The following is a 13,469-nucleotide window of genomic DNA, read 5'->3' as shown; positions in this document are numbered from 1 at the left end:
CGTAGCTGGCTGCGCCCCAAAAGCTACCGTATGGAGGAAATGGGGGAAAGGCGACGTAGGCGTGTATGCAGCGAGGGCACGACTTCACCAAATGAATTGGTGCCCCATTCGATCAAGTCTTCTTAGGCGATCCTCGTAGTCCGGCATGATCGTTTCTAACGAGCGCCAAAAACGCCGAGAATGATTGTGCTCTAGAACGTGACAAGCTTCATGAGCAATAACGTAGTCGACCAATGGCATCGGTGCCATCACCAAGCGCCAGTTCAGGCGAATGCGTCCTCGCGCATCGCAACTTCCCCAGCGCTTTGACTGGTCTACGACGTTGACGGTCGGTGTCGGAATGCCAAGCGTCTCTGCGATCATTCGCGCACGGGCAGGAAAATGCTGGTTCGCATGGGCTCGATACCAGTGTCTGAGACCGCTGCGGACAGCGGCGCGCTGAACGGCGGCATGTCCGTTCGGCAGCACCGGCGCGACAAGGGTTGAACCTCTCGCGGCAATCCGGGTCGTGACGGCGGTTTCGTCGGGAATGAGCTTCAAGCGATACTGGCGGCCGAGATAGTGGAAGGTCTCGCCACTCACAAATTCCTTTGCAACCGGCTGTCCCCCAAGCTCGCGGTACGCCGCCTGTTTGCGAAGCAGCCAAGCGCCTTTGTTGCGAACGATGCCAAGGACGCGATCATCATCCAGGTCTGACGGTGCGAGTACGCGCACCCCATCGAACCCAACCGATATCGCCACGGTTTTCCGGCGCGCTGTCCGCTCAATCAGGAATGCGAACGTTTCACCGCCAAAGACGATGGTATGCTGAGCCGCGTCCGTCATCCTGCATACCTCGCGCGGGCGACATCCATAATCTTTGCCGTCGAGGCTTCGACCTTGTGCGCATCCAGTCCCAAGCTGCGCAACTGCTCCTTGATGGATCGACGCATCTGCCGCTGCACGTCCTCCTTATGATGCCAGTCAACGACTTCGGCATATTCTTCGAGCGCCTTGGTGATACCGGCAGCGCTCCGAGAGCGCTCGGCATCTGGCAGATCGGCGTCAATGAAGGGCAGGATGGCGACAGCCGTTCCAGTGAGGCCGTCGCTCCTACCCGCCGCGCCCGAGCGAATATCTGCGGTTTGTCCCACCATTGCTTCAAGCTGGGTCAACGCGCTGGCGGCGGAAACGCGAGCTTCGCGCTTGTCGTTGACGATCCGCTCTAACTGTTCCCAGAGCGAGGCGTAGGCCGTGGGATTTTCGTCGCGGTGGACGTGGATTTCCTGGCGGATGGCGTGCTCGATCTCCGCCGCCTTGGCATCGCTCGACCGAAGGCTTTCCAGATACGGACGAAAAGCAGGGTCGAGAATATCGAATTTTACCAGCAACTGCTGGACACCCGTCACCGAGAGATGGCTGGTGATGATCTCGCCGACCTTCGCGCCATAGTCCTTCGGGTCAAATGGCTCCTCGTGGTAGGCGCGGCGGGCGAGAACACGAATGCGCGATAGGCGCTTCAGGTCGGATGGATAGGGTTCTTCCAATGCCTTGGGGTCGGGCAACACCATGTCCATGGCTTCGGCGAAGCGCAGGAAGTCGAGTTCGAATTTGGCGCGAATGTCATCTGGACGCAGTAGTTCAACGCACGCCGTATCGTCCTCACGGCTAATGCCTTCGAAAAGCCGAATGGCCGCTCGATGCCGACTTTCAAGAAGCTGGACTTTCTCGGAAAGCGGGCGCAGCGCACTGGCTATGCCGTCTTCGTCTGAGAACATATCCAGGGCATCGGAAATGCGCCGATTGTCGCCCCAATAGTCGACGACCAACCCATAAGTCTTGCCTTCAGCGGTGCGGTTCACGCGCGCGATTGCCTGCAAAAGCGTATGCTCCCGCAGTGGCGCATCGAGATACAAAACCTGCTCTACCGGCGCGTCAAAGCCGGTCAAAAGCATGTCGCACACGACCAAGATTTTTAGCGGATCGTCGCGCTTCTTGAACCGGCCAATCAAGGTGTCGCGGTCACGCTTGGACAGGTGATGGGCTTGCAGCCGGGCGCTGTCATTGTTGGATGCGGACATGATCAGCGCGCATTCAGGCGAGCCAAGCTGCCGCAGGGCTTCCACGTAGGTTACGGCGACGTCTCGGCTGACCGTCACGATCTGCGCTTTGAAGCCGTTCGGCTCGATGGTGCTTCGATAATGCGCGAGAATGTCTTTAGCGATGGCCTCTACACGAACCGGCGCTCCGGCCAATTTCTCTTGAAGGCGCATGCCGCGCTTCAGCTTCTCAATCTCTTCGTCAGACAGTTCCGGGAACGTGGCCCGAATATCCCGTTCGAGATCACGCCCATCGATCCGAAGTTGCGCATCGCGCATCTCGTAATAGATCGGGACGGTTGCCCCATCCTTCACAGCCTGGTCGATCAGATAGCGGTGCAGGTAGTCGCCGAAGACTTCACGGGTGCTGCGATCCTTCTTGTCGATAGGTGTGCCGGTGAAGGCGATCATGCAGGCATTGGGCAGCCCCGCGCGCATCCGGGCGGCAAGCGCGCCATATTGCGTGCGGTGCGCTTCATCGACCATGACGAAGACGTTCCGCGCTTTGGAAATGACCGAAGAGCGTTTTGGTACGGCGCTGTGAAACTTATGAACGGTCGTCAGAACGGTCGTTCCAGCACCACCCGACAGAGCTTTGCGCAGCGCTTCCCCGCTTTCGGCCTGGATAGGGTTGGCGAAGCCTGATCGCTGAAACTGCCCGGTGATCTGGTCATCAAGGTCGGTTCGATCCGTGACGATGACAATTGTCGGGTTTTCGGCCTCGGGCAAGCGGCGTACTTGGTCGCCAGAAACACCATCGTCAGCGATTTACCGGAGCCTTGGGTATGGTGGATGACGCCGCCACGGCGCTGCGGATTGGGTGCAATGCGGATGCGCTCTATCGCCTTGCCAACGGCAACGAACTGCTGATAGCGCGCCAGTTTCTTAATGCGCCGCCCGTCGATGGTTTCGAACACGACGAAGTTGCGGATGAGATCGAGCAGATTGGCCGGTGCGAGAAGCCCAGCGAGCAGTATGTCCTGCCCCGTTGGGGTTCGACCCAATTGTGCCGCGAGCGCATCGAGCGTGAACGGATAGGGATCTTTCCACTCAGCCCATTGGCGAGCTGGGGTCAGTGTCGTGCCGTATTTCGCCACGTCGCGCGCCAGCGCGATGGAAATCTGCGCCGTCTCGAATAGGCGGGGAGCGCCAAGCCCGGCGAATTCATCACGGCTTTCATAACGGCGGAACTGGCGGATCGCCTCGCCCATCGGATCGGCTAGCGAAGGCGATTTGCATTCTATGGCAGCGAGCGGGAGGCCGTTCACGTAAACGACAATATCAGGGATGATGTCCTGGCGCGCGCCCTTAACGGTGACTTGCCGCGCGAACTCGAACGTATTGGCGGATGGGTCCCCAAAATCGAAGAACCGCACATTGCGGTCCTGTCGCCTGCCGCCTTCAGTGTGAGGTGCGGTCACGCCATAGGTGAGGGCCGTATAGGCGTATTCGTTGGCTTCCATCACATCGATAGCGCTAACACGCGTGACAGCCGCAACGGCGCGGCGAACGCCGTCGTCGCCGAGCCAAGGATTGAGGCGCTTCAGGCATTCCGTAAGGCGGACGGTCAAAACAGGTTCTGTTGCCAGCCCGTCCCGCAACCGCCGCACGTCGTCTGGGGTCAACGGCTTATAGTCGAACAGCACTCGCAGCAGATCGACCGCCGGCTCTTCCACCCATTCACGCTCTAACTGCTCGCTGGTCTCGTTCATGCCGCTTGCCCAGCCTTGTCACGATGCCGCGCAATGACGCTATCAGGAAGGCGGACGCGACCGGATAGAAGTTCTTGAGCAAGAGCCGCGCGGTTCTTATTCAGGACGCCCAACGCCCCTCGCTCCTCTTCAATCCTCGTGTCGAAGGCGACGCCAACCTCACCAATTTTCTTCTGCTCCTCCAACGGAGGGAGAAGAATTTGCAATGCCTTGAAGGTTCCCATGTAGATGTCAGGCAGGACGCTCCCAGCGACAAGACGCCCCCACTCACGCGACATGTGCCGAAAGACCTGCTGAAGGTAGTAGGGATCAAGCTTGTTTCCGCAGATCCAGTTCGCGAAATGCTGACTGGTACACATCTCGCGCCCCATTACCGAAGCAAGACCGACGTTTGCAGTTCGCTGAAGCACAACAGTCCCCGCCGGGAGCATCCGTGCCGACGAGTTGGCCAAGCCCAACGGCCCGATGGTTTCGGCGCTTTCAGAGATGGTCACTTTGGTGAGTGCGTCGGCATCCTGCAGTGATATCCAAGGGATATTGCCGTCCCAGTAGGTGGGCTCTTTGCGGTCAGGCGTATGACCGCTTTCGAGCTTGGCAACTTTCGTCAACGTCACGAGATCCCAATCTGCCGGGATATGCGTGATACCCTCGGCCACTCTTCCAAGCACCCAGCGCGCGGGTAACGGCTTCATCGACGCCTTCTCGGGTCGAATGCCGTGTGTCAGCAATGCACGCATAGTCGCGTGCTTTGCTTCCGCGAGCACAGCAATCAGTGCCTCCGTCTTGGTGATTGTGCCCTCAATCTTACCCAAGACTTCCGCGACGGCATGTTGCTCGGAGATTGGGGGAAGATGGATCGGAAATGTTTGAAGTGCATCAAAGCTGAGCGCGTCTCGAACTGAGCCTTGCAGATTGGCTGCTACCCGCTCGGTAAATCTGGAACTTGTAAGGAAAGCATCCAAATAGTCTGCGACAACTTCAGGAGAAGTGCACTCAAAAACCGTATACATCGGCGACGCGCAAACATCATACCCTAAATTGTTTCGAGCTAGAGAGCCAACATTCACCCTCGATGGATTAAAGGCGTACCAACCTGGTTTGATAACTTTGTAGTTGGTCAATTCTCGGCTGTAGACTTGGCGGGAGAAAGTTTCTGATGCCAGCTGGATACCATTGTGATTGGTCACACTAACAACGGGCAACACGTCGCCTTCGCGCAAACGCTGCGACCGTTCAAAGATCAGTTCACGCAAGCGTTTCGTGTCACCCTGCATAACCCATCTCCTTGAGAAGGGAGTTCATGCGGTCCGCAGCCTCGTCGCGCGCCTTTTCAGCGTCCCAGAGCTTGGCGAGCTCGGCCTTTACATTGATCGGTTTTTCGGGCTCCAGCGTGTCGATGTAGCGGGAGATGTTGAGGTTAAAATCGTTCTCTTCGATTTCTTTCATATCGACGACGCGGCAGAAGCGGTCCTCATCCTTCCAGGCGCGGAAGGCGTCCCGGATGTCCCTGATATCGCCTTCCCCAAGGATGTTCTTTTTGGGCCGCTCCTCAAATTTCTTCGCGCCGTGGATGAACAGGACCTTGCCTTTGCGTTCGGGCGCTTTCGCCTTGTTGAGGATCAAGACGGTTGCGGGGATGCCAGTACCAGCGAATAGATTTTCCGGCAGGCCGACGATCGCCTCGAACAGATCGGCTTTCAGCATCGCTTCGCGGATGCGGCCATCGCCCGAGCCACGGAACAGCACACCATGCGGCATCACTACGCCGCATACACCCGTGGCGTTGAGCGTCGCCACCATGTGCTGAACGAAGGCCAGATCGCCCATGTTCTTGGGTGGGATGCCATAGATGAATCGATTGTGCCCCTTCTTCTCGGTATCGCCTGAGACATCGTCCGCGCCCCAGCTATCTAGCGAGAATGGCGGGTTTGCGATGACGCGATCATAAAGGAATAGGTTGCCGTCCTGATCGAGCAGGCGCGGATTGCGGATCGTATCGCCCTTTTCAATCCGCGCATCGCGAAGACCATGCAACAGCAGGTTCATCTTGGCGATGGCCCATGTGCCAAGGTTCTTTTCCTGCCCATGCAGGGTGATGTTGAGCGCTTCACCCAGCCGCTTGCCTTCAAGCTTCGCCACATGCTCTGCGACCTGAACCAACATGCCGCCTGAGCCGCAGGTGGGGTCGCTGATGCGCATGCCGGGCTTCGGGTCCAGCAGTTCAACAATCAACCGCACGACATGATGAGGGGTATAGAACTCGCCACCCTTCTTGCCTGCGTCGTCCGCGAACTTGTCGATCAGGTATTCATAGGCGCGCCCCAACATATCCGGCTCGGACAGGGAGGCATTCGACAAGTCGATGCGCGAGAAGTGATCGATTAGGCGGGACAAAACACCTTCGCGGTTCTTGGCATCGCCAAGGCGCGACTCGGAGTTGAAGTCGATATTGGCCAGCACGCCTTCAATCGAGGGGTTAGTATCCTCAATCGCGGCACATGCCTTGTTGAGCTGGTCGCCAATGCCCGTCGTCAGCTTTTTGATCGAAGACCAACGCGCGCGCTCAACCAGAAAGAATTCATGCTCGTCGGGATCGCTATAGGCGACATTCTCCGGCAGGCCCTGACGGATAGCCTCTTTGGCCTCTTCCTCAAAACGATCAGACAGTCGCTTTAGAAACAGAAAGCCGAAAATGTAGATCTTGTAATCGGAGCTATCGATGGAACCGCGCAGAATGTCGGCTGATTTCCAGAGATGATTTTCCAGTTCAGTACGAGTGAGTTTGGCCATGATTTCCTCAATGGTTCTGGTTGTCGCCAAACAGGCGAGCGTCAATCAGGCGCCGCGCGAGTGAGCGGCGGATTTCGGCAGCCTCCAGGGCGGTGCGGTAGGCGATTTGCGCGTCCTTAACGAGGGCGGCGATGCGCTCCTGTTCGTTCAGCGACGGCAGATTGATTTCGAGCTTGGCAAGGTCCTTCGGCGACAGGGACAGTAGCGTCGTAGCCCCTCTCCGCAAAACCTCGATCTTCGGCCGGAACACGTCGCTCGACAGGATTGCGAAGAGGACGGCGCCCGCCACATCAGGGCCGGGGCGCACGACGATGATGTTTGCGCTGGCAATCGCTCCCGCCGTCTCGTCGCCCACGAGGCCGAACTTCAGCAGCGTCCCTCGCCCCGTCACGAGCACGTCGTCAGCCTGAACTGCATAGATCATGGCTTTGGAGGGGGACGAAAAGCCGACGGTGTCCAGCGCCTCTCGCGCGGCTACAGCGCCATCTTGAAGGTCACGCACGCCGATAACCGGCAGCCTTTCGCCAGGACGGACCACCGCTTCCTCGCGCGACACCCCAACCCCGGCAAAAACTTCTGCGACATCGAGCAGGCGTGCGCTGAGGCCGGCTGGAGTTGCTATTTCTTTGTGGCTGATCATGCGCGCAAACTAGCCGTAGCGCGCTACAACGTCAAGAAGAAATAAAATCGTAACAAGCTACGGTATTGTATAATTCGATTTCTAGTTGACTGTCCGGCGACTCCCCCTCATATAAGACGGGTCAGGCCTAGAGTCTGAGGTTTAATGAAACAGGAGAAAAGTATGGGATCACGTGCGAGGCCGAGCGGCCTCACAATCAACGAGCGCGATGTGGCGCTTATTCGGGGCATGATCGAGCGGGGTGACCGCCATCACGATATCGCAGCGTTCTTCGGTCTCAATCAGGGCCGGATCGCTGAAGTAAAGGATGGCACGCGGTTTCCAGAAGTTCCGCCGGCGAGTCCCGACGAACTTCCGCCTAAGGGGCCGTATCTCACCCCGAAGGTAACATGGATGGAAAACCGACTGGTCTCGTAAACCAGCCGATTTCCGAATACCTGGGCCGAAGCCCGCTAGGCATGTCTTGAACAACATTACCCTAGCTGGCCCCTCCTTAAAGATCAATGACCCGGCGCTTCGGACGGGTCGCATTTCCGGCCCAAGGAGGGCCATTTCCATGTTTGAAATCCTTCGCGCGAACGCAGGCGGGTACTTCTGGCGTCTTAAGGGTGCCAACGGCGAAACCCTTGGCCATTCCGAGGTATACACCACCAAACAATCTGCCGAAGCCGGCATCGCTTCTGTGAAACGTGTCGCGCCTACCGCGTCTGTTAACGACCGCGCCTAAGCAAGTATTCCGGCGGCCAGCAGCTGGCCGCCGGATCCAAACCACTAGAACCGCTTCGTTAATGGTCGTACGGCAGCGAAACCCGTCGCCAAACTATCCAAGTGCCCATATCTGCCGAGCTCGCTCCACAAGATCGTTCTGTCGAATGGCAAGCTCATCCTTGGTCCAATGAACGGCTGCGAGGATCGGTTTGGTGGTGTCGAAAGACACTTTGTCGTTCTTGTCGGCGAAAATCTCTTTCTTGCGGGCGAACGAATAGAATTTGGCTTTGTAGTTCTTGATACCAGCAAGCAGCGCTAGGTTGCCAAGACGATGTAACCAGAGCCGATGCTCGTCGTCGGTAAAGCGCTCCCGCCAATAGGCGTCCTTGAGCGCCTGCGGCAGAACGTGTTCGATGGTGATCTTACCGCCGAAGTCCTTAGTGACGGACTCGTCCTGGTCAGCCTCTTCAAGACGCAGTAGAACGGCTTGCGCAAACGGGCGTCCGTAAATCTCACCATCGAGCAAGATGCGGAACTCCTCGTCATTGGAATTTGCGCGAAAGATGGCGCGAATGTCATCGGCGGTCTTACGCGCGCGGATAGCTGTGATCAGTTGGAAATACGCTGTAAGCCGCGCGGTGAAAGCAAGGCGGCGGATCCAATTCTGGTAGGTAATCCGTTCGAGAAGGTCCACGAACGCGTCCTCTGTCAGACCTTCCACTGGCTCGTTCAGGAATGCGAGTAGCGGCGGGATCCATTCTTCGAATGCGACGCGGCGCAGTGACCTTACCGCCCGACGCGCTGCTGGGGTGTCGAATTCATTGCGCAGTATGCGAAGATAATTGCGCGCCGACGTGTTCAGAACATCGAGGAAAGCGAATGGCGTCGCCGATGCTTCGACAAGCGGCGCGAACTCCTCATGGAGCGATTTGCGAGCCTTGATAGCGACTACCGAACTGCGGTGGTGGGCGAGAAACTGGTCCAAACGCTCGATGCCGATCTGCTCCTCGAGCTCAAGCCAGGCCTCGTCTAGTTCGCTACTACGGGTTGCATCGCCCCCCAACCTTGCGAACAGCATATTCTTGATAAGGTCCGCGTTCGAAAGGGCCATACCACGGGCATTTAGCACGTTGAACAGTCTGTATGCCGACTGCAACGACGCGGTAGTCACGAATACCACATAGACCCGGCTGAGCAGGTAATTCGCAAACAACTTCAGCGTCTTCGGGTCACGCGCCGCTATGAAGGCGTCAATGGCATCAAGGTTCTCAGTGATCCGCTGTTTGGGAGCGTCTTGGTCCTTGGCTATCTCTTTGCGAACCGAAGCCGGAACCTCCTCACCTGTCAAAACGTATTTCCGGAAGAAGCTTTGATCCCGCTGCCGCAGCGTGAGGCGCGGCATTTCTTCCTCGCCCGTCAAGGCATTGCGAGGCAAAACGCGCCGGCCAAGCTCGGATTTGGCTGGCTCATCAACGGCATCGCGTAGCCGCGAGAAGATCAGGTTGAGTGTCGTGAGCCGCTGCTGACCATCCACTACGTCGTAGAGGAGGCCCTTTTCGCGCTCGATGGTGATGAGCGAACCGATGAAATACTCTTCGTCATTTGCTTCATATGCCTCCCAGACATCGTCAAGAAGTTGCTCAACATTACCCTTCTCCCAAGAATAGGGTCGTTGATAGGCCGGGATCTCGTAGCGGATTTGATTGGTCAGGACATCGCTTATCGTCCGTTCGTCAGCTTTCATTCTCAAACTCAATGTCGCGGGGTGATGTTGTTGTTAGCCGTCTCAAATTGAGCCGTTATGCCCGCAGGCAAGGCTGCAGACTAGGCTGCCAGCACTCGCCTGCGCAAGCTGCTGAAAAGAGAGCAAATGGCCAAGGCAACATTACGCAATTAGCGCGAAAGCAAGCCGCCCAAGTCCGGCCCAGGGAAGCGGGCCACCAAATCCGGCGCCGGGTGCCAAATGTCCATTCGATGACACCACATCAATCCACTTATTGGACATATGTTTCTATATGTCTATTTATTACGGCGAATTAATCAGACATACTGACTGCGTCTTACGGGAGCAGACATATGAAAGTCATAGGTTCGATACTTCGGGAAGCGCGTAGACGCGCCGGGCTGTCCACTCAGGAACTCGCCGACAAATCCAAAATCTCACAGAAGCAGATCACCCGGCTTGAGGGCGCCGAACATCATGGGGGCGTTCGCGAAAGAACGGTGAAACAGCTCGCTGATGTGCTTCGCATCAGTGCGAAGGTTTTGGATGGCAGTGATCCGCTTCCTCCCCCCGTTCCACAGCCGGGGAAGGTAGCCGTCTCCAACGTCATCTCGCACTCCAGCCGGCTAGCCATAGACTTGCTATCGCGGCGGTACGGCGTCAGCGCGTCCGAGGTAATTAACCTTGCCCCACTTATGTTCGTCTTGCTGGCAGAGGGAAGCCTGGCATGGCGGAGAAAGAAGCTTGAGGAGGTCGAAGCGGCTGCAGATCGATTAGCTGATCTTGCCAAAACGAGCCACCTGGCGTTTGCCCACGCTGCATACCGAGTTTCTGACGCTGCTAACGGCGAGCGCTCATCTATCCAAGAGGCAGATCTATTCGGAGGTCACCTCGACGACGACGCTTATCACTTCGGCTATGACCCTCGTACTGGTAGCCCATTTGCCCACTATCTGGCGGCGCTCGCGGCCGACTACGATTCATCCGTCATATCCGTCGACGAAGTCGGCGGTGAAGAGGATGGAAAGTACCCATCCTACAGCGTCTGCGATGAGGATCTGGCGAAAATAGCCATCGGATCGAAGTGGGGGCAACTCGCACTTAGGTTCGGACATGCGCGGCTCGATGAAATCCCCAAAGACCTTTGGAGCGACGACCGGGAGAAAGATCGAGCAAAGTGGCTTGATGACAAGATGCCTGCCGAACTCGCCGAGGCATGGGATGCCATCCGGGGCATATCGCTATGAGCGTACACATTACATCTCACGCAGCAGTGCGATCACAACAGCGTTCGCTGCGGCCGGCAGACCTCAGCGCCGTACTAGCACAAGGAACATTGCTCCGTGACGGAAGCGTTTTCCTTAGTGAAAAGGACGTAGCGGCCGCCATCGCTAGTTGCGCCGAAGAAATCCGACAGCTCCAACGGCTGAGGAACACGCGAGTTGTCCTGGCTGCCGATCGCGTTGTGACCGTCTATAAGGCGACAGCCAGGACGCAGAGGCGGTTGATCCGCGGAGAGCGCTAACACTAGCCAGTTGCAGTGTGGTTATCGACGTTAGCGCACCCGTCAAGGTTGCATCGCGGTTGCTGTCACGCCAGTTCATTCCAGTTTAGGAACCTGCGCCGTGGTTACATGGAATGCAAAATCCAAAGGGCATCGACTGCTTTTTCAGCCTTGAACGGCCGGGCACTCTGGTGAACTAGAATGCACCGTAAGTGATTGCAGAGACAGAGCAATTCTCGCTTTGCCAAGGTTAGGGTCGTGGGTTCGAATCCCATCGCCCGCTCCAAATCCTCCCAATTGGGAGTGGCAACAAAAGGCCGGGCTAATTGCCCGGCCTTTGGTTTTTCCGGCCCCCGGTTTCCCAGGGGCCACGGCCCATTCAGATCCCCACCATCTTCAGCATCGAATCAGGGTAGCGCGCGCCGACGATTCGGATCTCCGCCGATGCCGATTCGATTTCCTGCAAATCCGAATCATCGAGCGCCACGTGGATCGAATCGAGATTTTCTTCGAGCCGGTGCAGTTTGCGCGTGCCGAACAGCGGTACGAGATAGGGCCTTTGCCCCAGGAGCCATGCCAGCGCGATCTGCGCGGGGCTGGCGCCCTTGCGTCCGCCAATGGACTTGAGCAGGTCGACCAGGGCCTGATTGGCCTTGATGGCCTCCGGCGCGAATCGCGGAATCTGCGCGCGGAAGTCATTGCCGGCGAATTGGGTGTTCGAATCGATCTTGCCGGTCAGGAAACCCTTGCCCAGCGGGCTGAAGGGCACAAAGCCGATGCCCAACTCATCGAGCACGGGGATAACCTCCTGCTCGGGTTCACGGGTCCAGAGAGAATACTCGCTTTGCAGGGCCGTGACGGCCTGTTCGGAATGGGCGCGGCGAATCGATTCGGGGCCGGCTTCGGACAGGCCGAAATGGCGCACCTTGCCCTCGTGAATCAGGTCCTTGACCGTGCCTGCCACGTCTTCCATCGGCACATCGGGGTCGACGCGGTGCTGATAAAGCAGGTCGATGTGGCTGGTGCGCAGACGCCGGAGGCTGCCTTCCACGGCGCAGCGGATCTGCTTTGGGCGGCTGTTGACCCCGCCGAAGTTCTCTCCGGTCTCGGGGTCGATGTTCCAGCCGAACTTGGTCGCGATCTTCACCTCATGGCGCAGCGGCTCCAGCGCCTCGCCCACCATGTCCTCGTTGGTGAAGGGGCCGTAGATCTCGGCGGTATCGAAGAAATCGACGCCCCGCTCCACCGCCTGGCGAATCAGGACGATCATCTCGGCGCGGTCGGCGATTTCGCGGGTCTGGCCATAGCCCATGCAGCCCAGCGACAGGGCGGAGACCTCCAGGCCCCCGGCGCCCAGTTTGCGCTTTTCCATGGCTGGTCTCCTTATGGCAGCTTGTGCCCTGCGGCACGGAACAGGCGATACCATTCCTCGCGCGTCAGCGGCACGGCGGAGCCGGCAGCCGCATCGGCGACTCGAGTGGGATTGGTGGTACCGAGCACGACCTGGATATTGGCGGGATGGCGGGTGATCCAGGCCACGGCAATGCCGGTGGGGGTGACGCCATACTGGCTGGCCAGCGCATCGATGGCGTCATTGAGTTCGGCGTAATGCTCGCGGTCACCGAGGAAGATGCCGTCAAAGAAGCCCTTCTGGAACGGCGACCAGGCCTGCAGGGTCATCTTGTTGATGCGCGAATAGTCGAGCAGGCCATTATCGCGGCTGACCGACTGGTCGAGCCCGGCCATGTTCGCCGCAACGCCCTGCGCAAAGAGCGGAGCATGGGTGATGCTGAGCTGCACCTGGTTTGCCACCAGCGGCTGATTGACCGCGGTCTTGAGCAGCTCGATCTGGCCCGGCGTGTGATTGGAAACGCCGAAGTGGCGCACTTTGCCGCTGGCCTTGAGGCTATCGAAGGCCTCGGCCACCTCTTCTGGCTCGACCAGTGTATCCGGCCGATGGAGCAGCAGCAGGTCGAGATAGTCGGTCTTGAGGGCGGCGAGCGACTCGTCGACGCTGGTCAGGATGTGGTCCTTCGAGAAATCAAAGTACCCCTTGCGAATGCCGACCTTGGACTGGATCAGCACCGCCTCGCGCGCAGCCGGTGTCAGGGTCACGGCTTCCCCGAAGCGGGCCTCACAGCGATGGCGCTCGCCGCCATAGATATCGGCATGATCGAACACGGTGATCCCGGCATCGCGAGCGGAGCCGAACAGGGTGTCGATCTCGGCATTGCTCATCTTGGCAATGCGCATCATGCCCAGAACGACGCTGGAAACGGTCAGCCCGGCCAGGGGCATCAGATGGGTTTTCATG

10 protein-coding genes and 1 pseudogene are annotated in these 13,469 nt (G+C 58.2%); 3 read left to right on the top strand and 8 right to left on the bottom strand.

What is annotated here, in order from left to right; translation table 11 throughout:
- Positions 1–84 precede the first annotated feature (84 nt).
- From ACZ5WT_RS06685 to ACZ5WT_RS06665, 5 genes and pseudogenes are all read right to left on the bottom strand, one after another.
- Positions 85–825 carry a M48 family metallopeptidase gene (locus tag ACZ5WT_RS06685; RefSeq protein ID WP_464286597.1) on the bottom strand — a complete coding sequence of 247 codons (741 nt, stop codon included), beginning with the start codon at positions 823–825 and terminating at the stop codon, positions 85–87.
- A pseudogene (locus tag ACZ5WT_RS06680) lies at positions 822–3,790 on the bottom strand (type I restriction endonuclease subunit R). Before ACZ5WT_RS06680 ends, ACZ5WT_RS06685 begins: the two are co-directional and overlap by 4 nt.
- Positions 3,787–5,064, bottom strand: coding sequence for a restriction endonuclease subunit S (locus tag ACZ5WT_RS06675; RefSeq protein ID WP_464286596.1), 1,278 nt, complete (start codon positions 5,062–5,064; stop codon positions 3,787–3,789). The pseudogene ACZ5WT_RS06680 and the gene ACZ5WT_RS06675 overlap by 4 nt, the downstream one beginning before the upstream one ends.
- Positions 5,054–6,580, bottom strand: a complete 1,527-nt coding sequence (locus ACZ5WT_RS06670) for a type I restriction-modification system subunit M (RefSeq protein ID WP_464286595.1) — start codon at positions 6,578–6,580, stop codon at positions 5,054–5,056. Before ACZ5WT_RS06670 ends, ACZ5WT_RS06675 begins: the two co-directional genes overlap by 11 nt.
- A 7-nt stretch (positions 6,581–6,587) precedes the next feature.
- Entirely contained in the window at positions 6,588–7,220 is a 633-nt protein-coding gene (locus ACZ5WT_RS06665) for a restriction endonuclease subunit S (protein ID WP_464286594.1), read from the bottom strand.
- A 162-nt stretch (positions 7,221–7,382) separates the two neighbouring features.
- Here ACZ5WT_RS06665 and ACZ5WT_RS06660 point away from each other — a divergent pair, with 162 nt between their 5' ends.
- A complete protein-coding gene (locus ACZ5WT_RS06660) occupies positions 7,383–7,637 on the top strand; it encodes a hypothetical protein (protein ID WP_464287253.1) in 255 nt (84 codons plus the stop codon).
- Between the two features lie 139 nt (positions 7,638–7,776).
- A complete protein-coding gene (locus ACZ5WT_RS06655; RefSeq protein WP_464286593.1) occupies positions 7,777–7,947 on the top strand; it encodes a YegP family protein in 171 nt (56 codons plus the stop codon).
- A gap of 93 nt (positions 7,948–8,040) precedes the next feature.
- Here the strand turns inward: ACZ5WT_RS06655 and ACZ5WT_RS06650 are convergent, their stop codons facing one another.
- The gene (locus ACZ5WT_RS06650; RefSeq protein ID WP_464286592.1) at positions 8,041–9,672 is read right to left on the bottom strand and encodes a DUF262 domain-containing protein; all 1,632 of its coding nucleotides are present in this window, start codon (positions 9,670–9,672) and stop codon (positions 8,041–8,043) included.
- Between the two features lie 332 nt (positions 9,673–10,004).
- Here ACZ5WT_RS06650 and ACZ5WT_RS06645 point away from each other — a divergent pair, with 332 nt between their 5' ends.
- A complete protein-coding gene (locus ACZ5WT_RS06645) occupies positions 10,005–10,898 on the top strand; it encodes a helix-turn-helix domain-containing protein (RefSeq protein WP_464286591.1) in 894 nt (297 codons plus the stop codon).
- A gap of 636 nt (positions 10,899–11,534) precedes the next feature.
- Here ACZ5WT_RS06645 and ACZ5WT_RS06640 read toward each other — a convergent pair.
- Together ACZ5WT_RS06640 and ACZ5WT_RS06635 are read right to left on the bottom strand one after the other, a co-directional pair.
- Positions 11,535–12,527, bottom strand: a complete 993-nt coding sequence (locus ACZ5WT_RS06640) for an aldo/keto reductase (RefSeq protein WP_464286590.1) — start codon at positions 12,525–12,527, stop codon at positions 11,535–11,537.
- 11 nt (positions 12,528–12,538) lie between these two features.
- Positions 12,539–13,468, bottom strand: a complete 930-nt coding sequence (locus ACZ5WT_RS06635) for an aldo/keto reductase (RefSeq protein WP_464286589.1) — start codon at positions 13,466–13,468, stop codon at positions 12,539–12,541.
- Position 13,469: the final 1 nt, after the last annotated feature.

The organism is Devosia sp. T2-14 (assembly GCF_055397495.1).
Note: the sequence above shows the minus strand (reverse complement) of the source record. Positions and strands in the feature narration are given on the sequence as shown.

Bases quoted from the DNA above. Each gene is read 5' to 3' on its own strand.
- ACZ5WT_RS06685 (WP_464286597.1), bottom strand. From the start codon at position 825: ATGACGGACGCGGCTCAGCATACCATCGTCTTTGGCGGTGAAACGTTC.
- ACZ5WT_RS06675 (WP_464286596.1), bottom strand. From the start codon at position 5,064: ATGCAGGGTGACACGAAACGCTTGCGTGAACTGATCTTTGAACGGTCG.
- ACZ5WT_RS06670 (WP_464286595.1), bottom strand. From the start codon at position 6,580: ATGGCCAAACTCACTCGTACTGAACTGGAAAATCATCTCTGGAAATCA.
- ACZ5WT_RS06665 (WP_464286594.1), bottom strand. From the start codon at position 7,220: ATGATCAGCCACAAAGAAATAGCAACTCCAGCCGGCCTCAGCGCACGC.
- ACZ5WT_RS06660 (WP_464287253.1), top strand. From the start codon at position 7,383: ATGGGATCACGTGCGAGGCCGAGCGGCCTCACAATCAACGAGCGCGAT.
- ACZ5WT_RS06655 (WP_464286593.1), top strand. From the start codon at position 7,777: ATGTTTGAAATCCTTCGCGCGAACGCAGGCGGGTACTTCTGGCGTCTT.
- ACZ5WT_RS06650 (WP_464286592.1), bottom strand. From the start codon at position 9,672: ATGAAAGCTGACGAACGGACGATAAGCGATGTCCTGACCAATCAAATC.
- ACZ5WT_RS06645 (WP_464286591.1), top strand. From the start codon at position 10,005: ATGAAAGTCATAGGTTCGATACTTCGGGAAGCGCGTAGACGCGCCGGG.
- ACZ5WT_RS06640 (WP_464286590.1), bottom strand. From the start codon at position 12,527: ATGGAAAAGCGCAAACTGGGCGCCGGGGGCCTGGAGGTCTCCGCCCTG.
- ACZ5WT_RS06635 (WP_464286589.1), bottom strand. From the start codon at position 13,468: ATGAAAACCCATCTGATGCCCCTGGCCGGGCTGACCGTTTCCAGCGTC.